The organism is Vibrio ezurae NBRC 102218 (assembly GCF_000467185.1).
Classification (GTDB): Bacteria; Pseudomonadota; Gammaproteobacteria; order Enterobacterales; family Vibrionaceae; genus Vibrio; species Vibrio ezurae.
On record NZ_BATM01000004.1, the window covers coordinates 1 to 24,192 of the forward strand.

Annotated in this window: 21 protein-coding genes; 4 read left to right on the plus strand and 17 right to left on the minus strand. The window is 44.0% G+C overall.

Annotated features, from left to right (window positions below; genetic code table 11):
• Nucleotides 1-252: 252 nt before the first annotated feature.
• The 5 genes from eno to rlmD form a co-directional block, all read right to left on the minus strand.
• The gene (gene eno, locus VEZ01S_RS01660) at nucleotides 253-1,551 is read right to left on the minus strand and encodes a phosphopyruvate hydratase (protein ID WP_021712277.1); all 1,299 of its coding nucleotides are present in this window, start codon (nucleotides 1,549-1,551) and stop codon (nucleotides 253-255) included.
• A gap of 83 nt (nucleotides 1,552-1,634) precedes the next feature.
• Nucleotides 1,635-3,275, minus strand: coding sequence for a CTP synthase (gene pyrG / locus VEZ01S_RS01665; protein WP_021712278.1), 1,641 nt, complete (start codon nucleotides 3,273-3,275; stop codon nucleotides 1,635-1,637).
• 127 nt (nucleotides 3,276-3,402) lie between these two features.
• Complete coding sequence (mazG, locus tag VEZ01S_RS01670) at nucleotides 3,403-4,236, minus strand: nucleoside triphosphate pyrophosphohydrolase (protein ID WP_021712279.1); 834 nt, start codon at nucleotides 4,234-4,236, stop codon at nucleotides 3,403-3,405.
• 72 nt (nucleotides 4,237-4,308) lie between these two features.
• On the minus strand, nucleotides 4,309-6,531 hold the full coding sequence (gene relA, locus VEZ01S_RS01675) for a GTP diphosphokinase (protein WP_021712280.1): 2,223 nt from the start codon (nucleotides 6,529-6,531) through the stop codon (nucleotides 4,309-4,311).
• A gap of 100 nt (nucleotides 6,532-6,631) precedes the next feature.
• Entirely contained in the window at nucleotides 6,632-7,945 is a 1,314-nt protein-coding gene (gene rlmD, locus VEZ01S_RS01680) for a 23S rRNA (uracil(1939)-C(5))-methyltransferase RlmD (protein ID WP_021712281.1), read from the minus strand.
• A 172-nt stretch (nucleotides 7,946-8,117) separates the two neighbouring features.
• Between rlmD and barA the strand changes: the two genes are divergently transcribed.
• Complete coding sequence (gene barA, locus VEZ01S_RS01685; protein ID WP_021712282.1) at nucleotides 8,118-10,874, plus strand: two-component sensor histidine kinase BarA; 2,757 nt, start codon at nucleotides 8,118-8,120, stop codon at nucleotides 10,872-10,874.
• 1 nt (nucleotide 10,875) lies between these two features.
• Here barA and acpS read toward each other — a convergent pair whose 3' ends face one another.
• The 11 genes from acpS to rpoE form a co-directional block, all read right to left on the minus strand.
• Nucleotides 10,876-11,256: a holo-ACP synthase gene (gene acpS, locus VEZ01S_RS01690; protein ID WP_021712283.1), complete on the minus strand. Its 381-nt coding sequence runs from the start codon at nucleotides 11,254-11,256 to the stop codon at nucleotides 10,876-10,878.
• Nucleotides 11,256-11,987: a pyridoxine 5'-phosphate synthase gene (gene pdxJ, locus VEZ01S_RS01695; RefSeq protein WP_021712284.1), complete on the minus strand. Its 732-nt coding sequence runs from the start codon at nucleotides 11,985-11,987 to the stop codon at nucleotides 11,256-11,258. The genes acpS and pdxJ overlap by 1 nt, the downstream gene beginning before the upstream one ends.
• Nucleotides 11,984-12,703: a DNA repair protein RecO gene (gene recO / locus VEZ01S_RS01700; protein WP_021712285.1), complete on the minus strand. Its 720-nt coding sequence runs from the start codon at nucleotides 12,701-12,703 to the stop codon at nucleotides 11,984-11,986. The genes pdxJ and recO overlap by 4 nt, the downstream gene beginning before the upstream one ends.
• A gap of 53 nt (nucleotides 12,704-12,756) precedes the next feature.
• A complete protein-coding gene (gene era / locus VEZ01S_RS01705; RefSeq protein WP_021712286.1) occupies nucleotides 12,757-13,755 on the minus strand; it encodes a GTPase Era in 999 nt (332 codons plus the stop codon).
• A complete protein-coding gene (gene rnc, locus VEZ01S_RS01710; protein ID WP_021712287.1) occupies nucleotides 13,748-14,425 on the minus strand; it encodes a ribonuclease III in 678 nt (225 codons plus the stop codon). Before rnc ends, era begins: the two co-directional genes overlap by 8 nt.
• Before the next feature lie 9 nt (nucleotides 14,426-14,434).
• Nucleotides 14,435-15,331 (minus strand): signal peptidase I, encoded by an 897-nt coding sequence (gene lepB, locus VEZ01S_RS01715; protein WP_021712288.1) that lies wholly within the window; start codon nucleotides 15,329-15,331, stop codon nucleotides 14,435-14,437.
• 97 nt (nucleotides 15,332-15,428) lie between these two features.
• Nucleotides 15,429-17,222, minus strand: a complete 1,794-nt coding sequence (gene lepA / locus VEZ01S_RS01720) for a translation elongation factor 4 (protein ID WP_021712289.1) — start codon at nucleotides 17,220-17,222, stop codon at nucleotides 15,429-15,431.
• Between the two features lie 109 nt (nucleotides 17,223-17,331).
• A complete protein-coding gene (locus VEZ01S_RS01725; RefSeq protein WP_040889912.1) occupies nucleotides 17,332-17,826 on the minus strand; it encodes a SoxR reducing system RseC family protein in 495 nt (164 codons plus the stop codon).
• Nucleotides 17,827-17,841: 15 nt separating this feature from the next.
• Nucleotides 17,842-18,789: a sigma-E factor regulatory protein RseB gene (rseB, locus tag VEZ01S_RS01730; protein WP_021712291.1), complete on the minus strand. Its 948-nt coding sequence runs from the start codon at nucleotides 18,787-18,789 to the stop codon at nucleotides 17,842-17,844.
• Nucleotides 18,786-19,403: an RseA family anti-sigma factor gene (locus VEZ01S_RS01735; protein ID WP_040889914.1), complete on the minus strand. Its 618-nt coding sequence runs from the start codon at nucleotides 19,401-19,403 to the stop codon at nucleotides 18,786-18,788. Before VEZ01S_RS01735 ends, rseB begins: the two co-directional genes overlap by 4 nt.
• A 24-nt stretch (nucleotides 19,404-19,427) precedes the next feature.
• The gene (gene rpoE / locus VEZ01S_RS01740; RefSeq protein ID WP_021712293.1) at nucleotides 19,428-20,006 is read right to left on the minus strand and encodes an RNA polymerase sigma factor RpoE; all 579 of its coding nucleotides are present in this window, start codon (nucleotides 20,004-20,006) and stop codon (nucleotides 19,428-19,430) included.
• Nucleotides 20,007-20,387: 381 nt separating this feature from the next.
• On the opposite strand from rpoE, the gene nadB reads away from it, so the two are divergent.
• Complete coding sequence (gene nadB / locus VEZ01S_RS01745) at nucleotides 20,388-22,019, plus strand: L-aspartate oxidase (protein ID WP_021712294.1); 1,632 nt, start codon at nucleotides 20,388-20,390, stop codon at nucleotides 22,017-22,019.
• Nucleotides 22,020-22,115: 96 nt separating this feature from the next.
• Here nadB and VEZ01S_RS01750 read toward each other — a convergent pair whose 3' ends face one another.
• On the minus strand, nucleotides 22,116-22,379 hold the full coding sequence (locus VEZ01S_RS01750; RefSeq protein WP_021712295.1) for an FAD assembly factor SdhE: 264 nt from the start codon (nucleotides 22,377-22,379) through the stop codon (nucleotides 22,116-22,118).
• Between the two features lie 188 nt (nucleotides 22,380-22,567).
• Between VEZ01S_RS01750 and ygfZ the strand changes: the two genes are divergently transcribed.
• On the plus strand, nucleotides 22,568-23,509 hold the full coding sequence (ygfZ, locus tag VEZ01S_RS01755) for a tRNA-modifying protein YgfZ (protein ID WP_021712296.1): 942 nt from the start codon (nucleotides 22,568-22,570) through the stop codon (nucleotides 23,507-23,509).
• A gap of 386 nt (nucleotides 23,510-23,895) precedes the next feature.
• Nucleotides 23,896-24,102 (plus strand): DUF1107 domain-containing protein, encoded by a 207-nt coding sequence (locus tag VEZ01S_RS01760; RefSeq protein WP_021712297.1) that lies wholly within the window; start codon nucleotides 23,896-23,898, stop codon nucleotides 24,100-24,102.
• The last annotated feature ends 90 nt before the right edge of the window (nucleotides 24,103-24,192 follow it).

Here is a 24,192-nt window from a genome sequence, read left to right on the forward strand (position 1 = left end):
TTTTGCCTAAAACAGGCAAACATGCTCTACAGCGTATTTGGATTGGCATTATCCTCAGCCAATTAATATTTATAACATATTCAGCTAATAGACGACACGCATCTGGGTTAATGACGAGAAAAATACGCCAATGATGCGAAAAATACAAAAAAAAACACCCCGCTAACGCGAGGTGTTTAAAAGTATATGCATATAATTCAACATTATTATTGCAGCAATCTGATGACTCAGTTACCGCAATAAGTCAGTTAATTATTGGCCTTTAACTTCTTTAAGACCGTTGAAAGGAGCACGTTCACCTAGTGCTTCTTCGATACGGATAAGTTGGTTGTACTTAGCAACACGGTCAGAACGGCTCATAGAACCAGTTTTGATTTGGCCTGCAGCAGTACCTACCGCTAGATCAGCGATAGTTGCATCTTCAGTTTCGCCAGAACGGTGAGAGATAACTGCTGTGAAACCAGCATCTTTAGCCATCTTGATTGCAGCTAGAGTCTCTGTAAGTGAACCGATTTGGTTGAACTTGATTAGGATTGAGTTAGTGATACCTTCTTTGATACCGCGCTCAAGGATCTTAGTGTTTGTAACGAATAGATCGTCACCTACTAGTTGAAGTTTGTCACCTAGTAGTTCTGTTTGGTGCTTGAAGCCAGCCCAATCAGACTCGTCAAGACCGTCTTCGATAGAAACGATTGGGTATTGGTTAGCAAGGTCTTGTAGGTAGAAGTTAAATTCTTCAGAAGTGAAGATTTTGCCTTCGCCTTTCATGTTGTACTTGCCAGTTTCTTTGTCGAAGAACTCAGAAGCAGCACAGTCCATAGCAAGAGTAACGTCTTTACCTAGCACGTAACCAGCAGCTTCTACAGCTTCTTTGATTGCAGCTAGAGCAGCAGCGTTAGACTCAAGGTTTGGAGCGAAACCACCTTCATCACCAACTGCAGTGTTAAGGCCTTTAGACTTAAGTACTTTAGCTAGGTTGTGGAATACTTCAGCACCGATGCGTAGTGCTTCTTTAAGAGTTTTAGCGCCAACAGGTTGAATCATGAACTCTTGGATATCAACGTTGTTATCAGCGTGCTCGCCACCGTTGATGATGTTCATCATTGGTAGAGGCATAGAGAATACGCCAGGAGTGCCGTTTAGTTCAGCGATGTGCTCGAACAAAGGCATGCCTTTTGCAGCTGCAGCTGCTTTAGCGTTCGCTAGAGATACTGCTAGGATAGCGTTTGCACCGAACTTAGATTTGTTTTCAGTACCATCTAGGTCGATCATTACTTGGTCGATAGCAGCTTGGTCTTTTGCGTCTTTGCCGATTAGAGCATTAGCAATGTCGCCGTTTACAGCAGAAAGAGCTTTAAGTACGCCTTTACCTAGGAAACGAGACTTGTCGCCGTCACGTAACTCAAGAGCTTCACGAGAACCAGTAGATGCGCCAGATGGAGCAGCAGCCATACCTACGAAACCGCCTTCAAGGTGAACTTCAGCTTCTACTGTTGGGTTACCACGTGAGTCGATAATTTCACGACCTAGAACTTTAACGATCTTAGACATTAAATGTTTCCTCTTATAATCAAAAAAATGTCAATTTTAAAGGGGTGCTATAAAAATCCGCTCAACACCCCTTGCATCCTTTCTTACTTTTCGAATTCACCGCGATGGTATTGACCCGCCGCTTTAACGAAACCTGCAAACAATGGGTGACCATCGCGAGGAGTCGATGTGAATTCAGGGTGGAATTGTGCCGCTACGAACCAAGGGTGCGCAGGGTTTTCTACTACTTCCACCAGTTTTTTGTCTGCCGATAGACCTGATACTTTAAGACCAGCTTTCTCAATCAACGGACGTAAATTGTTGTTCACTTCATAGCGGTGACGATGACGCTCATGAATTTCAGCGCTACCGTATAGCTCGTACGCTTTAGTCCCTTTCTCTAGGTGACATAGCTGTGAACCAAGACGCATTGTACCACCAAGGTCTGAAGTTTCCGTACGCTCTTCAACTTTACCTTCGCTATCAACCCATTCAGTAATCAAGCCTACCACAGGATTTGTAGTGTCTTTGTTAAATTCTGTTGAATGTGCATCCGCAAGGTTGGCAACGTTTCTTGCAAACTCGATCAATGCAACCTGCATACCTAAACAAATACCAAGGTATGGGATTTCATTTTCACGCGCATATTGTGCCGCGCGAATCTTACCTTCTACGCCACGGTCACCAAAGCCACCTGGAACAAGAATCGCATCAAGACCTGCTAGTACTTCAACGCCTTTACTTTCAACATCTTGTGAGTCTACATACTTAATATGGACGTTAAGACGGTTTTTCAACCCTGCATGTTTTAATGCTTCGTTAACAGACTTATAAGCGTCAGGCAGTTCGATGTACTTACCTACCATACCAATGGTCACTTCACCCGTTGGGTTCGCTTCTTCATAGATAACTTGTTCCCATTCAGAGAGATCAGCTTCTGGAGCGTCAATGCCAAAACGAGTACAAACAAGATCATCAAGACCTTGAGATTTGATAAGTTGTGGGATCTTGTAGATTGAGTCTACATCTTTCATCGAGATAACCGCTTTTTCCTGTACATTACAGAACAAAGCAATTTTCTTACGCTCGTTTGCAGGCACCATGCGGTCACTACGGCAAACAAGAATATCTGGTAGAATACCAATTGATAGCAACTCTTTTACTGAGTGCTGAGTAGGTTTAGTTTTCACTTCACCCGCAGCGGCTAGGTAAGGAACTAGAGTCAAGTGCATGAACATTGCACGTTCACGGCCTAGTTCTACAGCCAGCTGACGAATCGCTTCCATAAAGGGTAGAGATTCGATATCACCTACTGTACCACCTACTTCAACGATAGCGACATCATGGCCTTTAGAGCCAACGATTACGCGGTCTTTGATTGCGTTAGTGATATGAGGGATAACCTGAATAGTCGCACCTAGGTAATCACCGCGACGTTCAGCTGCTAGTACGTCTGAGTAAACACGACCTGCAGTAAAGTTGTTGCGCTTGGTCATCTTGGTACGAATGAATCTTTCGTAGTGACCAAGGTCAAGGTCAGTTTCAGCGCCATCTTCCGTGACAAACACTTCACCATGCTGAGTCGGGCTCATAGTACCCGGATCAACGTTGATGTAAGGGTCAAGCTTCATCATGGTCACTTTAAGACCACGAGCTTCTAAAATAGCAGCCAATGATGCTGCTGCAATACCTTTACCGAGTGAGGAAACAACCCCGCCAGTAACAAAAATGTAATTTGTCGTCATGTTTAACCTGAAATTGGTTGAATGAGGGAAATGGATATCTTCTAGACGGGATGTAAATATACCAGAAGCCCTTTATCGCCACAACGTGAAACTTATCACAAGCCTTTTTTTAATTTTTTGCTTCAAATCAACTCAGCTTGTTTCCACCTTTTAACTTTCGTTCATCTTGCTTCACTAAGTCCCACAGCGAATCTAAATATTCTAGATCACACTCATCCAATAACTTACCTTGTTCGGTCACTTTTTGCTCTACGGCTTTAAAGCGACGTTCAAACTTATTATTGGCTTTGGCCAGTGCCACTTCTGGGTTGCAATTTAGGTGTCTGACAAGGTTGACCGTGGCAAACAATAAATCACCCAGCTCATCTTCAACTTTGTTTTGCTCAACAGTCACTTGCAGTGCTTCGTCTAAGACTTCTTGCACCTCTTCATGTACCTTATCTACCACAGGTCCAAGACAGTCCCAATCAAAGCCATGTTTAGCACATCGTTTCTGAATTTTATTCGCGCGACTCAGTGCAGGCAGAGACTTTGGTACAGAGTCTAGAATACTTTTTTCAACATTGCCTAACTGCGCTTTCTCTTTTGCTTTTTCGATTTCCCAGTTGTCATTAATTTCTTGCTCATTGGCAAACTTAGCATCAGAAAAAACATGTGGATGACGACGCACTAATTTTTCGTTCAGCACATCAACGACATCACCAAACTCAAAGAGATCTTGCTCTTTAGCCATTTGCGAATAGAAAATCACTTGAAACAATAGATCGCCTAACTCTTCCTTTAGATTATCCCAGTCTTTATTGTGAATAGCATCCACGACTTCGTAAGTTTCTTCGATGGTGTGCGGCACTATGCTATCGAAATCTTGCTTAATATCCCATGGACAACCTTGCTTTGGATCTCGTAGCGTCGCCATAATAGTAAGCAGTTGTTGGATTGAGTTTGCTGTTTCAGATGACATGGGACTTCCAATTTATTGATAAAAAAGCCCCTAATAAGGGGCTTAGTACATTTACTATTTGATACAAAAACGTTAACCCAAGCGTTTAACGGATATTACGTCTTTAATTTGCTCAATGCGTGATTGTACGCGAGAGCTGATTTCGATATTCGTCACTTGCACGTCCAAATCCATGATAGAGAGCTGACGCTTATAATCCGTGCGCGAACGCATGCTCGCAACCTTAAGCTTCTCATTGGTAATGAGCGTAGTGATGTCTTTTAAGAGACCAGTACGCTCTAAAGCTTCGACGCGTAAAGTCAGGATAAATGACCCCACAAAACCGCTCCCCCACACCGTATCAATAATACGCTCAGCGGCATGCAGTCGCAGTTCATTTAATTGCTCACAGTCACTGCGGTGTACAGAAATGCCTCGACCTTGGGTGATATAGCCACTGATGCGATCGCCAGGTATTGGCTGACAACAACGAGCTAAATGAGTCATCAAATTATCCACCCCTTCCACTACTACGGCGTCTTTGTGAGGTTTGCTCTCAACTGGCATAGTGGAGTCAGGGCTTTTTAATTTAGCCAGGGCTTGCTTGTCTTCTTCTTCCGCTGTGGGCTTATTGACGACCGCATTGATATAGTTGATGACTTGGTTGATGCGCAAATCACCACTACCAATACCGGCAAACAGCTCTTCGATTGAATTAACATTAAAGCGCTTCAACGCTGACGCATCAGCATCTTTCAGGCTTGCACCGATTTTAGAGAGTTCATTTTCTAAAATCTCTTTACCTGCAACAACGTTTTTCTCACGACCTTGTTTTCTAAACCATGCATTTATTTTGGCGCGAGCACGACCTGAATGCACAAATCCTAAAGAAGGGTTTAACCAATCACGAGAAGGGTTCGGCTCTTTTTGAGTAATGATCTCAACCTGATCCCCCATTTCTAACTTATGGGTAAACGGAACAATTCGTCCCCCCACTTTAGTCCCTATACAACGGTGTCCAACTTCAGAGTGAATGTGGTAAGCAAAATCTAGTGGCGTTGCTCCCATAGGCAAATCGACAACATCACCACGAGGGGTAAAGGCATACACGCGATCGTCAAACACTTGTGAGCGCAACTCATCCAGCATTTCGCCAGAATCAGACATCTCTTCTTGCCAATCCAGTAGCTTACGTAGCCAAGTGATTTTCTCATCGTAACCACTGCGTCCGCCAGAGGCACCTTCTTTGTACTTCCAGTGCGCCGCTACGCCAAGCTCAGACTCTTCGTGCATTTGCTTAGTGCGGATTTGAACCTCAATGGTCTTGCCCTCAGGGCCAAGTACCACGGTATGGATAGATTGATAACCATTGGGCTTGGGGTTTGCCACATAGTCATCAAACTCACTAGGTAAATGCTTATATTTGGTATGAACGATGCCCAATGAACCATAACAATCTTGCAATTCATCCGCGATAATACGTACCGCTCGAACATCGAAAAGCTCATCAAAGGCCAGCTTTTTCTTTTGCATTTTTCGCCAAATGCTAAAGATATGTTTTGGTCGACCACTGACTTCCGCTTTAATGTTTGTACGCTTCATTTCGTCTTTTAACGACGTCACAAACTCTTCGATATAGCGTTCACGATCGATGCGTCGCTCAGCAAGCTGCTTAGCTATTTTCTTGTAAGTCGTTGGGTTTTGATAGCGGAAGGCGTAATCTTCGATTTCCCACTTCAACTGACCGATACCCAGACGGTTCGCCAGCGGAGCGTAGATATTCGCGCACTCTTTTGCGACGGCTTGACGCACTTCGTCCGGTGCATTTTTCACTTCACGTAAGTTACAAATACGCTCAGCTAATTTAATGACCACACAACGAAAATCGTCGACCATAGCCAGTAGCATACGTCGAACATTATCCACCTGCGAAGAAGCACTGCTGTTTTCCAAAGAAGCGTTGAGCTGACCGATAGCCGCCATCTCTTCCACACCTTCGATAAGCTTTATGATCTCTTGCCCATAACGCTCTTTAAGCTCTTCGGTATCAAACAGACCGCTGGAGACCACTGGAAACAATTGAGCGGCAAGCAAGGTGGCGCGATCCATAGATAACGTAATGAGAATTTCAATCATCTCACGCCCACGCCACAGCAAGAGTTCCTTTTGCTCATGACGCGCTAACATTTCTTCGCACTCAATATAAAGCTTGCGCAGTTTATTCTCTGTCTTTTGCCCTTGCTTTAGGCTCTCGATCCAAGAGTCGAGATTAAATTCTTCATCCTTTTTTATGTGCGCACTACGTACCGCAACCATACATCTTCCCTAAATTACTCTACTTGTACTCTGACTATCACTGATAGCACAGTATACCCTTTGCCGGGTTCTTCTGTTTAGTAAACCCCAGAAATTTGCGCTATTTCTCAAATAACACCATAGATTCAAGATGCCCGGTATGTGGAAACATATCTAGCACTTTCATTTTCACTATTTTATAGCCCTGCTTGAGCAAAGATTCACTGTCGCGAGCTAAGGTTGCAGGGTTACAAGACACATATACAATTTGCGTCGCGCCAAACTGCGACAGTTGTTCAACCACACCGGCCGCGCCTGCTCTTGCAGGATCAAGCAGTATTTTATTAAAGCTGTCTTTGGCCCACGCTTCATTGCCCGTAAGCTGGGCAAGGTTCGCTTGATAAAAATGGGCGTTACTCACACCTAACGACTTCGCATTATTGTTCGCACGAGAGACCATTTCATCCACCCCTTCAATGCCGACAACCGCCGATGCCTTTTTACTCAACGCAAAAGTAAAATTACCAATACCACTAAAGAGATCAAGCACTCGATCGCTACTTTGTACATCTAACCATTCAATAGCTTGGGCAACCATCTGCTGATTAACCGAGCGATTCACCTGAATAAAGTCTGTCGGTAAAAAATCTAAAGCCACGCCCGATTCTTCACAGTTCGGTGATTCACCACACAATTTTTCTAGCTCAGCACTGCCTTGGTGCAGGTATAACGTAAGCGCTCTTTGCTCCGCAAATTGCAACAATAACTGACGGTCTTTGGCTCGCAGCTCGGCGCTAGTGCGCAGTAACAAGACACTGCCGTTGTCTGCTTCCACTAACTCTAGATGGCCCAATATCTTAGGCTGTGAGATTTTTTCTAACACAGGCTTAATGAGCGGCATGAGCTCCGCTAAAGGCGGCGCAATAACAGGACAAGTCTCTAGCGACACAATGTTATTGCTTTGACCTTCCCTAAACCCAAACTGCAATCTATTCTTTTTAATATCCCAAAGCAGGCTGATACGAGCTCGGCGACGATAATGAGTATTCTCAGCCACAATAGGGGCTTCTAAGCTTTGGTCTGGAGCCACTTTAGACATCATTTTGCTAAAGGCGTGTTGTTTGACTTCCAGTTGTTGTGCATAAGGCATATGTTGCAATGAGCAACCACCGCATTGGGTAAACTTAGAGCAAAAAGGCTCAATTCGTTCATCGCTGCTTTTAAGTAACTTAATCAGTTTAGCGCGAATAAATTTTGCTTTGCTTTCTATTGGTTGGCATACCACATGTTCGCCGATCATAGTTCCGGGAATAAAGACTGGCTTTCCTTGGCTATACGCCATACCGGCACCCTGATTATCATATTTCTCAATCGTTAAACTGAGGTGCTTTTCGGTACGATTGTTATTTTTTTGCGGTTTATAAAAGTTAGCCATAAAGGTGCCTAGTAATTTTAACGGTGCTACATCAAGCTTTTTGCTACGTTTTTAGCCTGACTCAGTTCTTAGGAAGCAATTTTAATTTCAATGCTTTAGACTTAGGTTCAAGTTTACAAAATTTGAAAGCCTTACACGGCTTATTTTTTCACATCCGACGCATTAATAAAACATGACAAGATATGGACTTCGCGCCCGCGTAATAACACTCACTCTCGCACCGACTCTTATTGTCGGTATGTTACTGAGTTTGTTTTTTACCTCGAATCGCTACAACGACCTAGAGGCTCAGCTTATTACCGCAGGTACAAACATCGTTGAACCACTGGCCATTGCCAGTGAATTTGCCATGTTGCAACAAAATCGAGAAGCCGTTAGACAACTCATTAGCTACAGTCATAGAAAGCGTTCAGACGTAGTGCGAAGTATCGCAGTATTCGATGCGCATCACGAACTATTTGTGACATCAAATTTTCATCCTAATTTTCAAAGTTTAATGTTTAAAAAGACAGAGCCGATTCCTCTGCATAGCACCGTTGAGCTTATTGATACTCGGCTAATTATCCGCAGCCCTATCATAGCCGAAGCGCAATTTGTCGCTCCACAAGCAAACGCTAAACAAGGGGATCAAGTTCTAGGCTACATCGCAATAGAGCTCGACCTATCCAGTCTGCGCCTACAGCAGTATCAAGAAATAGTTGTCGCACTAGTGGTTATGTTTTTAGGGGTTGGGCTTTCTGCCTTCTTTGCCTACCGGTTAATGCAAGATATTACCGCTCCGATTACCCACCTTAAAAACAGTGTAGATCGTATCCGGCGCGGACAACTGGATGTGCGTATTGAAGGAAAAATGCACGGTGAGCTGAACTCATTGAAAAACGGTATCAATGCCATGGCGGTATCCTTGTCCGAATATCATATTGAGATGCAACACAGTATTGATCAGGCCACTTCCGATCTTCGTGAAACGCTAGAGCAGTTAGAGATACAAAACGTCGAGTTGGATATCGCTAAAAAACGCGCTCAAGAAGCCGCAAGAGTGAAATCTGAATTCCTGGCTAATATGTCACACGAGCTAAGAACGCCATTAAACGGGGTGATTGGCTTTACTCGCCAAATGCTCAAGACCAATCTTTCGCATAGCCAGACTGACTATTTGCAAACCATTGAACGATCTGCCAATAACCTATTGAGCATCATCAATGACATTTTAGACTTTTCAAAACTTGAAGCGGGTAAATTGCTGCTGGAAAACATACCTTTCGACTTCCAAGAGTCACTGGAAGAAGTGGTTAATCTGCAAGCGCCAAGTGCCCATGAAAAAGGGTTGGAGTTAACACTGAAAGTTGACTCTAAAATCCCTGCTGGTGTGGTTGGTGATTCATTGCGTATTCAGCAAGTATTAACCAACTTAGTGGGCAATGCGATTAAGTTTACCGAACGAGGTAACATCGATGTCAGCATCGAATTACGCACCCAAAAAGAAGAGCAAGTTGAAATTCAATTTATGGTTAAAGATACCGGTATTGGTATATCTGAACGCCAACAAGCGCAATTATTTCAAGCCTTTAGTCAAGCGGACGCCAGTATCTCTAGACGCTATGGCGGCACAGGTTTAGGGCTGGTCATCACCCAAAAACTGGTGCGTCAAATGGGTGGAGAAATCAGTTTAACCAGTCGTTTACACCAAGGCTCAACCTTCTGGTTTACCATTCGTCTGAATACCACTGATTTGCCGATGGAGCAAACCGATCTTTGTCCTATACGCGGTAAAGAAGTGCTGCTTATCGAACAGAACTTACAAGCGGCAAATGTATTGCAGCAACTACTGACCCAAGAAAATATTGCCACCCAATATCGCTCTGCTATCCCTGAAACCATTACGCCGCACGACTATATGATCTACAACGTGCCCGTAAATGAAATCATCAGTGAAACAGAGCTTATCGACTTTATAAGCAAGGCTAAAGCCGTCTGCCCAAATGTCATTATTGGTTTACCAAGTAACCAGCTTGCTCTCTCTGAAACCTTAATGGATCAACATTCAGTGTCCTGCATTATTAAGCCACTCACTCGTACTAAGCTCATGCAGACCATGCTCAGAAATCAAGACGATAGTTTATCTTCGTACAATAAACGTGAACCTATATTGCTTGATAAGTTGCCATTGAAAGTCATGGCCGTTGACGATAATCCTGCCAACTTAAAATTGATCTCGGCGCTGCTCAACGAACATGTTGAATCGGTAGTGACCTGTTCCAATGGACAATCCGCTGTCGATGAAGCGACTCACCATCAATTTGATTTAATTTTGATGGATATTCAAATGCCAGGTATTGATGGCGTTGCCGCTTGCCAAGCGATAAAGAAAACCACAACCAATAAAGACACCCCTATCATTGCCGTGACGGCACATGCGATGAGTGGAGAGCGAGATCGGTTGTTAAAAGCGGGTATGGATGACTATCTCACCAAGCCAATTGAAGAGCCAGTATTACTGAAAGTGCTTAACCACTGGGGTGGACACCCTGTAGAAGTCCCAGAGCCAATGATCCCTCCTCTAATTGCATCCAAGTCTGCAAATAGTGATGTCATCATAGACTGGCGCTCAGCATTATCTCAGTCTGCCGAAAAAGAAGATCTTGCAAAAGAGATGCTACAAATGCTGATTGACTATATCCCAGAGGTTAATCAAGTGGTTGAACAAGCCATTGATGAGCAACTGTCTTCGAAAGATGAACTTGTTCATCATATTCATAAACTGCACGGCAGTTGTAGTTATTGTGGCGTACCTAAGCTGAAAAAAGCTTGTGCTCAATTAGAGCAAATGTTGCGTTCAGGAGACACGATTGAAGATGTGGAGCCAGAGCTTTTAGAGCTACAAGATGAAATGGAAAAGGTACAAACAACGGCGCATTTGTACCTTTAAATTAACGTTCAAGAATGACGGTGGCGACAGCGTAGTGCCTTTCATCTGAAATAGAAAGATGCACATGTTTTGCACCCAGTTGTTTCGATATTTCAAGTGCTTTGCCTGAGAGATGTAGCTGGGGTTTACCCCACTCATCATTACTAATGGCAAAGTCTTGAAATGACACACCCTGTGCAATGCCAGTACCTAATGCCTTAGATGCCGCTTCTTTTGCTGCAAAACGTTTGGCTAGAAACTTAGCCTTTAGTTTGAGTGTCTCAAACTGAGCCATTTCTGACTCAGTTAAGATGCGTTGCGCAAAGGTTATACCGGTACGATTGAGCGCCTTCTCTACACGCTCAATCTCTGCAATATCTGTCCCTAAGCCAACAATCGCCATTACTTGCGCGCCTGATCCATAATCGCTTTCATATCTGAAACGGCTTTATCTAATCCTTCAAACGCGGCGCGGCCAATAATAGAGTGGCCAATATTAAGCTCATAGATTTCAGGTAAAGCGGCGACAGCGGCAACGTTGTGGTAAGTCAGGCCGTGGCCCGCATTCACAATGATGCCTTGCGCAGATGCGTAAGTAGCCGCTTTAGCAATCACAGCCAGCTCTTTATGTTGCTCTTCTTCTGTCTCTGCATCGGCATAGTGACCAGTGTGCAGCTCCACAAATGGCGCTCCAGCCGCTTTTGATGCATCAATTTGCGCTTGGTTTGGATCGATAAATAGAGAAACCTTAATTCCAGCGTCAGTAAGCGTTTTGGTTGCAGCTGTAATTTTATCCAACTGACCCACAACGTCTAATCCGCCTTCAGTCGTTAGCTCTTCACGTTTTTCCGGCACAAGACAAACAAACTCAGGCTTTGTTTGTAAGGCAATTTCAACCATTTCATCGGTCACTGCCATCTCTAAATTCATACGTGTTTGCAAGGTTTCTGCAAGTAAACGTACGTCTCTGTCTTTGATGTGACGACGGTCTTCTCTTAGATGAACGGTAATGCCATCCGCACCCGCACGCTCTGCAATATCAGCGGCATGAACTGGGTCTGGGTATTTTGTGCCACGCGCATTTCGTAAAGTTGCAATGTGGTCAATGTTGACCCCAAGTAAAATTGGATTCATTTTTTGATACTCCGTGTTCGGGGCATGAATAATTCCCGGCTTTTTATTGGTCTTCCGCCAAGATAAGGCTTCAAGGCCATACGTGTAAAGCGCTTTGCCGCGCTCAATTGTGATTTTGAGATAAAACGCCTTTCGCTTAATGCGATAAGCTCTTCTCCCTTAAAAGTGAGGTTGTCTTTTCGTACGGAAGCAATAAAGCCTTGCTGTTCTCGATATCGATAGGTCATCTGAGGCTCCACTGGCATCCCAGAGCCTGTACAGTGTAAAAAGTCCACACCGTAACCAAGCGCGTTCAATAACGCTAACTCAAAGCGGCGCAAAGCAGGCTCAGGGTTATCCGACTGGGCAAGCTCGGTTAAAGCGTGCAGATAATCTATAAACAGTTCAGGGTACGGTACTTCTTGTGCGATAACACGGGCAAGAATTTCATTGATATACATGGCAGAGTAAAGGCTCACTCCGCTCAAAGGTAAACCGAGGCTAATGGGCTCAGCCTGTCGCAGTGTTTTCATTGATCCGCCACCAGACCATTTTAACAATAGTGGTGTAAAGGGTTGTAATGCCCCTTTTAAAGGCGAGCGTTTGCTTCTGCCTCCCTTACTGAGGATCGTGACTCGACCAAACTCTTCAGAGAAAACATCTAAGATCAAACTCGATTCTGTATAGGGACGGCGATGCAATACAAAACAGCGCTGGAATCCGTCAATTACCGACATAAATAGATACTATAAAAAACTCCACCAAGGCGGTGGAGTTTTAGGATGTGTTTTTATAGGTCGTCCATATAGCCTAATGAACGAAGTGCACGCTCATCATCAGCCCAACCCGACTTAACTTTGACCCAAGTTTCAAGGTAGACCTTGCGACCAAACAACTCTTCCATATCCAGTCGAGCTTCACGACCGATGGTTTTGATTTTCTCACCACCCTTGCCGATCACCATCTTCTTCTGGCCACTTCTCTCAACTAAGATAAGGGCATTAATATGGAAACCATCGTTATCAGGATTGTAGTCAAAGCGTTCCACTTCAACTGTCACTGAATAAGGTAATTCATCACCGGTGAAACGCATGAGCTTCTCACGTACGATCTCAGACGCCATAAAGCGCTGTGAACGGTCTGTGACATACTCTTCAGGGAAGTGATGCGTTGCTTTAGGCAAGAAGTCACGCACGTGCTTACGCAGTACATCAGTGTTCTTACCCAACTTGGCAGAAATAGGAACGATATCAACAAAGTCCATTTTTTCCGTCATTTCTTGCATGTGTTGCATTACAAGGTTGCGGTCTTGAACCTTATCAACTTTGTTCACACACAGTACAACTGGGAAATTGGCGGCTTTCAACTTGTTGAGAACCATGTCATCGTCAGCAGTCCAATGGGTGCCATCAACCAAGAAGAACACCAAGTTAACATCACTTAAAGAACTGTTTGCAGCACGGTTCATCAAACGGTTAATCGCGCGTTTTTCTTCAATGTGTAACCCTGGGGTATCCACGAAAATCGCTTGATAATCACCGTCAGTATCCACACCCATAATACGGTGACGTGTGGTTTGTGGCTTGCGTGACGTAATTGAAATCTTTTGCCCAAGAATATGGTTCAGTAGCGTTGATTTACCTACGTTAGGTCGACCCACAATGGCAATAAAGCCACAGTGTTGGTTTTCCGTTGAGGTGGCTTCGCTCTGATTATTTGAGGCAAAGTACGCATCCAGATCAATGCCTTGATCTTCTGCTTGGTCTTCTGGTTGATCGTGATTAGACATTTGTCAGTTTCTCCAACGCAAGTTCGGCAGCCGCTTGCTCAGCTTTACGGCGACTTGTTCCTTTGCCAGTGAATGGTTTTTCTACACCTGAAACAATGCAATCAACGGTGAACTCTTGGTTATGAGCCTCACCTTTTATCTTGATCACTTCATAAGTCGGTAGAGGCTTACGACGCCCCTGTAAGAATTCCTGTAGACGTGTCTTAGGATCTTTTTGCGATACGCCAGGCTGAATAGCCTCAAGACGGCTCATATACCATCCCAATACCATAGTGCGAACGGTTTCAGTACCGCTGTCTAGGTATACAGAACCAATAATGGCCTCGACGGCATCGGCAAGTATTGAATCACGACGGAAACCGCCACTTTTCAATTCACCTGGACCTAATTTTAAGTAGTCTCCGAGTTGAAATTCACGGGCTAATTCAGCAAGAGTTTTCCCTCTTACTAAGGTCGCTCGCATTCGACTCATATCACCTTCGTTTACCTTAGGAAAACGATGGTACAAATCATCAGTGATGACAAAACTTAAAATTGAATCGCCCAGAAACTCTAGTCGCTCATTATGTTTGCCATTGGCGCTGCGGTGTGTCAGCGCCAAATGTAGGTTATTAATGTCGTTAAACTGATAACCAATGCATTTTTCTAATCTGCTTAATTCAGAATTCATACTCTCTGATTACTCTATACCGCCAATGCGGTTCAAACGAATACCGGTTGGAATCCATGAAGGTAAGAAGCTATCGCTGTCACGATCAAACTCAAAACTCATCCAAATCCCAACTGCTTTACCAACTAAATTGGCTTCTGGCACAAACCCCCAATAACGGCTATCAGCGCTGTTATCTCGGTTGTCACCCATCATGAAATAATGCCCTTCTGGCACAATCCACTCTCGAACACCCGGTCTAGGCTGATAAGCTGATACGTTATCTTGACGTAGAGGGTTCACCAATACTTGGTGATGGTGTTCACCCATTGTTTCGTTAAGACGAATCAATGGGACGTTATTTTGTACAAACTCGCTTTCCGTATAGTCAGTTAGAGGCACTGGTTTACACTGCTTCTCACCACTTGGTTTGATACAAAGCTTCTTCTCTTGAGTATAGCGAATGGTATCACCCGGTAAGCCAATTACTCGTTTAATGTAGTCGATGTTTGGCTGAGGTGGGAATTTAAATACCGCAATATCACCACGCTTTGGCTTACCAGTTTCGACCAACTGTGTGCGCCATACTGGATCTTTCAGGCCGTAAGAGAACTTCTCTACAACAATGAAATCCCCCACTAACAACGTCGGCATCATAGAGCCTGATGGGATTTGAAATGGTTCGTAAATAAATGAACGCAAGATCAATACAAAGGCAATCACTGGGAAGATAGAAACACTGTTTTCTACCCACCACGGTTGGTTTTCTACTTTTGCCTTAGTTGCTTCATCTAAACCATTGGTTTGCGCTTCAACGTCAGCCACTTTAGCCGCTCGTTTTTTAGCCCAAACCAGCTTCTCTAAAGCATAGACAATACCCGTAACCAAAGTCACTATGACTAGGATTAGTGAGAACGTATTAGCCATTGAAATCCCTTAAAATTTATATGTATCTAAAACAACGAAAGTGAAAGGGTCATTAACCCTTTCACTTTGCAATTACTGTCTAACCATTATGAAATGGTTAATCTTTGCCTACATGAAGAATAGCTAGGAAAGCCTCTTGCGGAAGCTCAACGTTACCGATTTGCTTCATACGCTTTTTACCTTCTTTCTGCTTCTTCAACAGCTTCTTCTTACGACTCACATCACCACCATAACATTTTGCTATTACATTTTTACGTAACTGCTTAACGGTAGAGCGAGCAATAATGTGGTTACCAATCGCCGCTTGAATTGCAATATCAAACATTTGGCGAGGAATGAACTCTTTCATCTTCTCAACCAATTGGCGACCACGAGATTGAGAGTTATCTTTGTGCGTAATAATGGCCAGTGCGTCCACAGTATCACCGTTAAGCAATACATCAACACGAACCATGCTAGATTCTTCATAGCGATGGAAGTTGTAATCCAGTGACGCATAACCACGAGAGGTGGATTTTAGACGATCGAAGAAGTCCAATACCACTTCTGCCATCGGCAAGTCATAAGTTAATGCAACTTGGTTTCCGTGATACACCATATCCACTTGGATACCGCGTTTTTCAACACAAAGTGTAATGACGTTACCTAGGTAATCCGATGGCACTAAGATATTACAACGTGCGATAGGCTCACGGATAGCTTCTAAATCGTTAACTGCAGGTAGCTTAGCTGGGCTATCTACATACAAAACTTCGCCGTTAGTTTTTTCAACTTCATACACTACTGTTGGCGCTGTAGTGATAAGGTCAAGGTCATATTCACGCTCTAGACGTTCTTGAATAACTTCCATGTGAAGCATACCCAAGAAGCCACAGCGGAAACCAAAGCCTAGTGCAGCTGAGCTTTCTGGCTCATAAAACAGTGACGCATCATTTAGGCTCAATTTACCTAGTGCATCACGGAAGTTTTCGTAATCATCTGATGATACAGGGAATAGGCCTGCGTATACCTGAGGCTTCACTTTTTGGAAACCAGGTAGTGCTGTCTCACAGCCACCTTTAGCATGAGTTAAAGTATCGCCGACTGGTGCACCAAGGATGTCCTTGATACCACAAACTACCCAGCCTACTTCGCCAGTATTAAGCTCTTCCGTATCAATACGTTTCGGAGTAAAAATACCAAGACGATCCACACCCCATACTTGGCCTGTGCTCATCACTTTAATTTTGTCGTTTTTCTTCAGCTTGCCGTTTTTGATGCGCACAAGTGACACTACGCCAAGGTAGTTATCAAACCATGAATCGATGATCAGAGCTTGTAATGGGCCTTCAGGCTCACCTTCTGGTGCTGGAATCGCTTTTACGATCTCTTCCAACACTTCATCGACGCCAAGGCCTGTTTTCGCCGAACAACGCACAGCTTCAAGTGCGTCGATACCCACGATTTCTTCAATTTCTTCTGAAACACGCTCAGGATCAGCCGCAGGAAGGTCAATCTTGTTTAGGATTGGCACAACCTCTAGATCCATTTCAATGGCGGTATAACAGTTAGCCAAAGTTTGCGCTTCAACACCCTGACCGGCATCAACCACCAGCAATGCGCCTTCACACGCAGCAAGTGAACGAGATACTTCGTATGAGAAGTCTACGTGTCCTGGAGTATCGATGAAGTTCAGCTGATAGGTTTCCCCATCTTTTGCTACGTAGTCTAAGGTCACACTTTGAGATTTAATAGTGATGCCACGTTCTCTTTCAAGATCCATAGAATCAAGAACTTGCGCCTCCATTTCACGAGAGCTAAGACCTCCACAGACTTGAATTAAACGATCTGATAGGGTGGATTTACCGTGGTCAATGTGGGCAATAATCGAAAAGTTACGAATGTTCTTCATAGTAAGGTGTGATTAGACTCATACAAAATTGAAAGGGGAAATGATGTTTTTGCTCATCATTTGGCTCAGATTGGCAGATTCTACCGAATTTCAGCGCTTGCCGCTATCTTCATTTTACTTCTAGTGTTTGACCTAAGGTCCGAATTAAGGTCACTTGTTGCTCTGCTTGATGGTTATTACGCTGTAATTTCCCTTTAACCACAACCCCACTTAAGCACGCAAAAGCCACTCCCAGAACAATACTGAGCCACTCATGACCATCAAGGAATGTCGTTGATATTTCAGAGCCAACAAGAGCCCCAATAAACAAAAATAATAACGGCACTAAATACACCAATGCCGCGGCAGATAGTAACGCTTTTTCAGGTAAGCCTATCTCTACGATATCGCCTTTAGAGACAGGGATGGAAGTCATGACTGACCAAGCGTGCTCTTTATTGCCGATGGCTTTGCTCACCTGTCCTGTTGCGCAGCTTGATTTAGACGCACAACCACTGCAACTGGTCTGTTGTTCACAGGTCAGATCGACTTTAAATAGCGCTTCAGGGGCTACAGGTGATGACATCAGTGTCACTTTGGTCACCTGAGCTAATGCATTCATCATGCTCTACATACCTAGCTAGTGAAAAGTCACCGATTGTAATATACGCTGCGCCGTACGGGGAGGAATATCTCCCACAACAATGACTTCATGTTTATTAATAATAGCACTTTGTAGAGTACGTCGGCCTTGTCGCACTAGTTGACGCTTGAGCGATTGGTCATCTTCAGGGGCAACGTAAATAGAAAATTGAAACAATCCGTCTGCATAGATTTGGCTTTCGACCATACGATCAGAGCCAAACAATGGATGACTTTGCATTTTTTTACTGATAAAGCCTTTTGGCATCCAGTCTGCATTCCAAGAGATCGTATCAACAGAGCTATCTGGCAATGTCACCACTTCGGGCAAAGTCGCTTTTTCAAGTCCTTTCATAATTGGAATTAGATGATCAGAAATGGAATAAGAGACCGTTCGGTATTGCTCAATAATTTCACCGTCACGATCAATAAGATCAGCACGTAAAGGCAACGCCGTCATTTCGTCGATCCACACAATGTATGAATAGCGCTGACCATCTTTTGGTACCACGCGCACCACTTCACTGGGTGCTCCCGCTTCGCGTGCACGTCCTACTTTGACAAAATCGTAATAGTTTTTGAGTTTATCCGGATTGATATTGAGCATTGGCATCAGCGGCGCCACCATTTTATCGGAGGCGATAGTAAAAGGGTCGATACCAGGCTCAATATAGCTGACTTCCCCACCACGACGAATCACTTCTCGTACCGGGCCACTTAGATACAGTAGCTGAGCAAACCGAGTGTCGTTATCATTCGCTTGGCGATACACCAAAGGCTCGATACTGCTTTTTCGAATCAGCACATACGACATCTCATAATTGAGCGTTTCGCTGGCAGCACTCATTTTGTAAATGAGTGCTTCAGCTGAGGTTTCATCAGCTAAAGCGAAAGAAGAGGCTGTTAAGCTGAGCAGCGCACACACACTGGCCAGAAATTTCTTCATTTGATATCCGTTTCTACATCAGAGTGGCTTTCGCTGTGATTTAGGCGAAGTTGCAACTCATAGTCTTGCAATACTGTATTAATACGTCGACGTTGTTCCGCCATTTGCTCATCTTTTGCGGACACTTTTGTCGGCTCAGATTTAGCACGTACAGAATCGCGCGTTAAGCTCACGGGTTCTGCACTACCCGCAATAGGGATAGTCTGCAACACAGGAAGCGTTTCTGGCGCTTGAGCACCGCTTCCATCGACGCTGCCGCCATACTGCTGAACACCCACAATGACCGCAAAAGAAACGCAAGCTGCCACAGCAACTTGACCAAATTGGGTTAGCCATTGAGGAAGGGCTTTTTTAGCGACACGCGGTAAGGGTTGCTCTTCGAGCATAGGTCGAACATTGTTTGAATGGACGGGTTCGTCTTCCAGCGCCAGCGCCACTTTACTGGCAATATCCCAGTCTACGTCTTGCTTTGCATCACCACGCATAACATCACCAATGAGATGGTAGTTCTGCCACGTTTGCAGAGAATCCTGTTCCTGTTCCACCTCAGAGATCAAGCTCAAGTCTACCGACTCTCCATCCATCAACGCTGAGATTTTCTCTTTGTTAGACATTACTTTCACCATTGTGATTAATTGCTAACGCTGAAGAAGCGGTTGCATTTTTTTCTCCACCGCTTCTCGAGCTCTAAATATTCGCGAACGAACTGTGCCCACAGGACACTCCATAACAGCCGCTATATCTTCATAACTCAAGCCATCAAGTTCTCGCAACGTCATTGCTGTTTTTAGATCTTCAGGCAGTGCTTCAATTGCGTGAAACACCACCTCTTTCAATTCATTGGACAACGCTAAGTTTTCTGGGTTCGAAATTTCTTTTAGCGCATTGCCAGTTTCTATATATTCAGCGTCTTCGGCATCGACATCTGTCGCAGGCGGTCTACGCCCTAGAGCCACAAGATGATTTTTAGCGGTATTCACCGCAATCCGATATAGCCAAGTATAAAAAGCACTTTCACCCCGAAAATTAGGGATCGCACGATACGCCTTGATAAAGGCTTCTTGGGCTACATCAGCAACATCACTTTGATTATTCACATACCTAGAGATCAAACTGCACACTTTATTTTGGTATTTAATCACCAAAAGATTAAAGGCTTGTTTGTCTCCATTTTGAATCCGCTCAATCAATACCTGATCGGTCAACTGCTCGTTCATTCGAGCTTTTACTCCTATGTTCAGCTCTCATCTTCTCAGATATGAGTTTTATTAATACATAATGTATTATTGACACCATCGATTACTAGAGCACTATTGTGACTCAATCGAGACACAAAAGTTCATTTTGGTTATATTTTTTTTATAACTTGGTCCAAAATGTGATGTACTAGACGCTTGATGGTCATTAGAAACGAACTTAAGTCTAAGATTAAAAACTTGATACAACGCATTGCTTTGCGTGGCAACTAGTAGTCGAATAGTAGCACCCTAGTCCTCGTCTGGGTTAAGAACACGTAAAAACTACAAGATATAAAAGTGTTCGACGAGTGGTTAATGGAAGGCTATAGAGCCTAATAGAAAATAGGATAAAACAGATCAATGAATTCAATCGCTCAGCATCAATGTGATGTATTAGTTATCGGTAGCGGTGCTGCAGGACTCTCTTTAGCCCTTCGTGTCGCAAAAAAATCGAAAGTCATCGTATTAAGTAAAAGCTTGAGTCGTGAAGGTGCAACCTTCTATGCACAAGGCGGTATCGCGGCGGTCTTTGATGAATCCGACACGGTCGAGTCTCACGTAGAAGACACACTAATTGCTGGTGCGGGCTTATGTGAAAAAGACAAAGTGCAATTTATTGCTGAAAACGCAAAGAAATGTGTGCAATGGCTTATCGATGGCGGTGTGCCTTTTGATCAAGAAGAATCTCAAGATAGCGACGAAGAACCTCGTTACCACTTAACTCGTGAAGGCGGACATAGTCACAGACGTATTCTTCATGCCGCTGATGCAACCGGTATGGCGATGCAAACCTCTTTGCAAGAAAACGTACTAAACCACCCGAACATTACGGTGCTAGAGCGTCACAATGCAGTCGATCTTATCACTGAAGATAAAACAGGGGGCGACAGCACTAAAGTCGTTGGCGCTTACGTTTGGAACCGAGATTCAGAGCACGTTGAGACAGTAGCAGCAAAATTTGTTGTACTTGCGACAGGCGGTGCTTCTAAAGTGTATCAATACACCAGTAACCCCGACGTATCATCTGGCGATGGCATTGCCATGGCATGGCGCGCAGGTTGCCGCGTAGCAAACCTTGAATTTAATCAGTTCCACCCTACGTGTCTATTCCACCCAGAAGCGCGAAACTTCTTACTAACAGAAGCATTGCGTGGTGAAGGCGCTTATCTGCGCCGACCGGATGGCACTCGTTTTATGCCCGATTTTGATCCACGTGAAGAACTGGCTCCGCGTGATATCGTCGCTCGCGCCATTGATTATGAAATGAAGCGTTTAGGCGCTGACTGTATGTACCTAGATATCAGTCATAAATCGGCCGAGTTTATTACCAAACACTTCCCAACTATCCATTTACGCCTGCAAGATTTAGGTTTGGATATGACCAAAGAGCAAATCCCAATTGTTCCTGCGGCGCATTACACGTGTGGTGGTGTGATGGTGAACCCTCAAGGACAAACCGATATTGATCAGCTGTATGCCATTGGCGAAGTTAGCTATACCGGCTTGCATGGTGCAAACCGCATGGCATCCAACTCATTATTAGAGTGTGTGGTGTACGCTTGGTCAGCAGCCAAGAGTATTTTGGCTCAACTTGACGATGCACAGATGCCTGAAAACTTGCCTTGCTGGGATGAAAGCCAGGTCAGTAACTCAGATGAAGAAGTGGTACTACAACACAACTGGCACGAGCTAAGACTGTTTATGTGGGATTACATGGGAATAGTGCGCACCGATAAACGACTAGAGCGTGCACTGCATCGTATCCAACTATTACAACAAGAAGTAAACGACTATTACAGCAACTTCCGAGTCTCCAACAACCTACTAGAGCTACGTAACTTACTGCAAGTGGCCGATCTCATGGTGCGTTGTGCGATGGAGCGTAAAGAAAGCCGTGGCTTACACTACACTCTTGATTACCCAGAGATGCTAGAAGAAGCTAAACCGACAATTTTGGTACCTCATCATTCAAATAGAGCGTATCCAAACTAACAAGTCTGTTCTCTAAAATTAAAAAGGCGCTCAATGATACTTAGCATTGAGCGCCTTTCTTTTTGTTCTATTTTCTTTCTTTTTCAAAAAGATAACTTATGAGCGGACTTTACTTAAGTTGTGCGCCACCACTTTATCAATCATAGCCGCTAAAGCGAGGTTTTCACTGCGCCCGTGCCCCATCACCCAAGTAAATAAATCCGGATCATCACATTCAAGCAGTGCCACGAAATCTTTCTTTTCTTGCTCAGTTAACGTATCAAAGCACTCTTCAAAGAACGGCATAATCACCACATCCAGTTCCAACATGCCGCGACGACACGCCCATTTAATTCGCGCCTTTTGCTCCGGTGTATACATGTTTTACCTCAAAATAAACTCATTCCTTTAAGTCGAGTGTAACAGTAGTCAAGCAAGGTAACTATTAGCTCAATCACAGCTTATTGCTTAATATTATGCAAAATAGCACTTAAAGCAAAACGCCTTTCTTAGACATCAACCGAAATTCTGATTACCATAGATGAAACGACTGAGTTCAAGGAATTACTATGAGCGCGCAACCTTCTGTATCTTTAAATATCCCCTCTCTTGCATGGACAGTATTAGCCGACTGGCAAGCGATTACGGCAACAGGGGAAGAGAGTAAGTCTTACCTGCAAGGTCAGGTCACTTGTGACGTTGTGCAATTGAATGCAAGTGAGGCAACCTTAGGCGCTCATTGCGATGCGAAAGGCAAAATGTGGAGTCTATTTCGTCTCTTTCAACACAATGGAGGTTACGCGTTATGGCAACACAAATCGGGCATAGAAACCGCTCTTCAAGAAATCAAAAAATACGCGGTATTTTCTAAAGTAGATCTTGAGATCAACTCACAGCAAGTCAGCCTAGGCATTATTGGCGATAAGGCAAACTCGTTCATCGATTCACTCGGCGAACAGACGGGCAACGTACGCCACTTTGATTTTGGTAGCGCGGTGAAAGTGGATGCTATGCGCTGGCTCCTGCTCGTTGACGACAGTGCTGTTGATTCGCTCAGCGCACAATTAACGGACGCCGAAAAAGTCGCGTCAAGTTATTGGGATTACTTAGATGTGAGTGCAGGAATCCCTCGCCTGACAGCCACTCAGCAAAATACCCACATACCTCAAATGCTCAACCTTCAAGCATTGGATGGCATTAGCTTTGACAAAGGCTGTTATACCGGACAAGAAACTGTCGCTAGAGCCAAGTATCGCGGAACAAATAAAAAAGTGATGCGCCTGATACAAGGGAAGGGAAACAGCACTGCTCCATTCGTTTTCGAACGCGCTGTTGGAGACAACTGGCGCGGTGCAGGAGAAGCGATTGCTCAATACAGCGATAACAACTCAGACGCTCTAGCTTTGATTATCTTGAACAAAGATATTGAATTTGATACTCAGTTTAAGCTAGCCGGTGACAATGAGGCCCACTGGCACTTAGTGGACCTACCCTACGATTTAGAAGATTAAGCACCACCAAAGCGACATGAGAGCCTAGCCAATGCGCTAGGCTTTTTGCTTTTCACAGGCCGCAGAAGCAACATCTCGCTCAGTAACCTCCCCTTACATCTGTTATCGACTATATTTATCTATATCAACAGAACTTTCTCGACCCACATATGTCTATATGAAAGTAAGTGTTATTAATGGCTTATTTTATCAGCACTTATGACTAGCTATACCGTAAATGGCCACTATTAAAATTCAACTAAGGCCACAGAATTAGAGAAAAACGTCGATAAACCTAGGTGTTCTGTTTATTAATCTAGTTGCATCACAATTTTGTAAACCAAACTATTTATAATATGCCCCGCCATGGAGGCAAAGAATAAATTAAAATTAGAAAGGTATCAGAAATGAGACTGTTTAAGCGTTATGTTCCGAGCATGATTGCAAAACACGTAAGTAGATTGTTCAAGGGAAGAATTTTCATTTACGGAATTGGTAAGTTTGAGTTTGATAACGGGAAACTAATCCTTCCCCATCATGCCGAAGAGCGTCACTTCAAAGCGGTAACCGAAGTGAACACCGAGGTAAAAAGACTACGAGCTTGCTACATTTAGTTAGCTAAAATCAAGGAGGCAATTGCCTCCTTTTTTATTTGCACTGGCTTGCCCAGCGTAAGAACCACTCAATAAAGCGACGTCTATTTA

Bases quoted from the DNA above. Each gene is read 5' to 3' on its own strand.
- VEZ01S_RS01760 (WP_021712297.1), top strand. From the start codon at position 23,896: ATGAGACTGTTTAAGCGTTATGTTCCGAGCATGATTGCAAAACACGTA.
- pyrG (WP_021712278.1), bottom strand. From the start codon at position 3,275: ATGACGACAAATTACATTTTTGTTACTGGCGGGGTTGTTTCCTCACTC.
- mazG (WP_021712279.1), bottom strand. From the start codon at position 4,236: ATGTCATCTGAAACAGCAAACTCAATCCAACAACTGCTTACTATTATG.
- VEZ01S_RS01735 (WP_040889914.1), bottom strand. From the start codon at position 19,403: ATGTCTAACAAAGAGAAAATCTCAGCGTTGATGGATGGAGAGTCGGTA.
- lepB (WP_021712288.1), bottom strand. From the start codon at position 15,331: ATGGCTAATACGTTCTCACTAATCCTAGTCATAGTGACTTTGGTTACG.
- era (WP_021712286.1), bottom strand. From the start codon at position 13,755: ATGTCTAATCACGATCAACCAGAAGACCAAGCAGAAGATCAAGGCATT.
- rseB (WP_021712291.1), bottom strand. From the start codon at position 18,789: ATGAAGAAATTTCTGGCCAGTGTGTGTGCGCTGCTCAGCTTAACAGCC.
- VEZ01S_RS01750 (WP_021712295.1), bottom strand. From the start codon at position 22,379: ATGTATACACCGGAGCAAAAGGCGCGAATTAAATGGGCGTGTCGTCGC.
- lepA (WP_021712289.1), bottom strand. From the start codon at position 17,222: ATGAAGAACATTCGTAACTTTTCGATTATTGCCCACATTGACCACGGT.
- VEZ01S_RS01725 (WP_040889912.1), bottom strand. From the start codon at position 17,826: ATGATGAATGCATTAGCTCAGGTGACCAAAGTGACACTGATGTCATCA.
- rpoE (WP_021712293.1), bottom strand. From the start codon at position 20,006: ATGAACGAGCAGTTGACCGATCAGGTATTGATTGAGCGGATTCAAAAT.
- recO (WP_021712285.1), bottom strand. From the start codon at position 12,703: ATGTCGGTAATTGACGGATTCCAGCGCTGTTTTGTATTGCATCGCCGT.
- nadB (WP_021712294.1), top strand. From the start codon at position 20,388: ATGAATTCAATCGCTCAGCATCAATGTGATGTATTAGTTATCGGTAGC.
- rlmD (WP_021712281.1), bottom strand. From the start codon at position 7,945: ATGGCTAACTTTTATAAACCGCAAAAAAATAACAATCGTACCGAAAAG.
- relA (WP_021712280.1), bottom strand. From the start codon at position 6,531: ATGGTTGCGGTACGTAGTGCGCACATAAAAAAGGATGAAGAATTTAAT.
- pdxJ (WP_021712284.1), bottom strand. From the start codon at position 11,987: ATGAATCCAATTTTACTTGGGGTCAACATTGACCACATTGCAACTTTA.
- ygfZ (WP_021712296.1), top strand. From the start codon at position 22,568: ATGAGCGCGCAACCTTCTGTATCTTTAAATATCCCCTCTCTTGCATGG.
- rnc (WP_021712287.1), bottom strand. From the start codon at position 14,425: ATGAATTCTGAATTAAGCAGATTAGAAAAATGCATTGGTTATCAGTTT.
- acpS (WP_021712283.1), bottom strand. From the start codon at position 11,256: ATGGCGATTGTTGGCTTAGGGACAGATATTGCAGAGATTGAGCGTGTA.
- barA (WP_021712282.1), top strand. From the start codon at position 8,118: ATGACAAGATATGGACTTCGCGCCCGCGTAATAACACTCACTCTCGCA.
- eno (WP_021712277.1), bottom strand. From the start codon at position 1,551: ATGTCTAAGATCGTTAAAGTTCTAGGTCGTGAAATTATCGACTCACGT.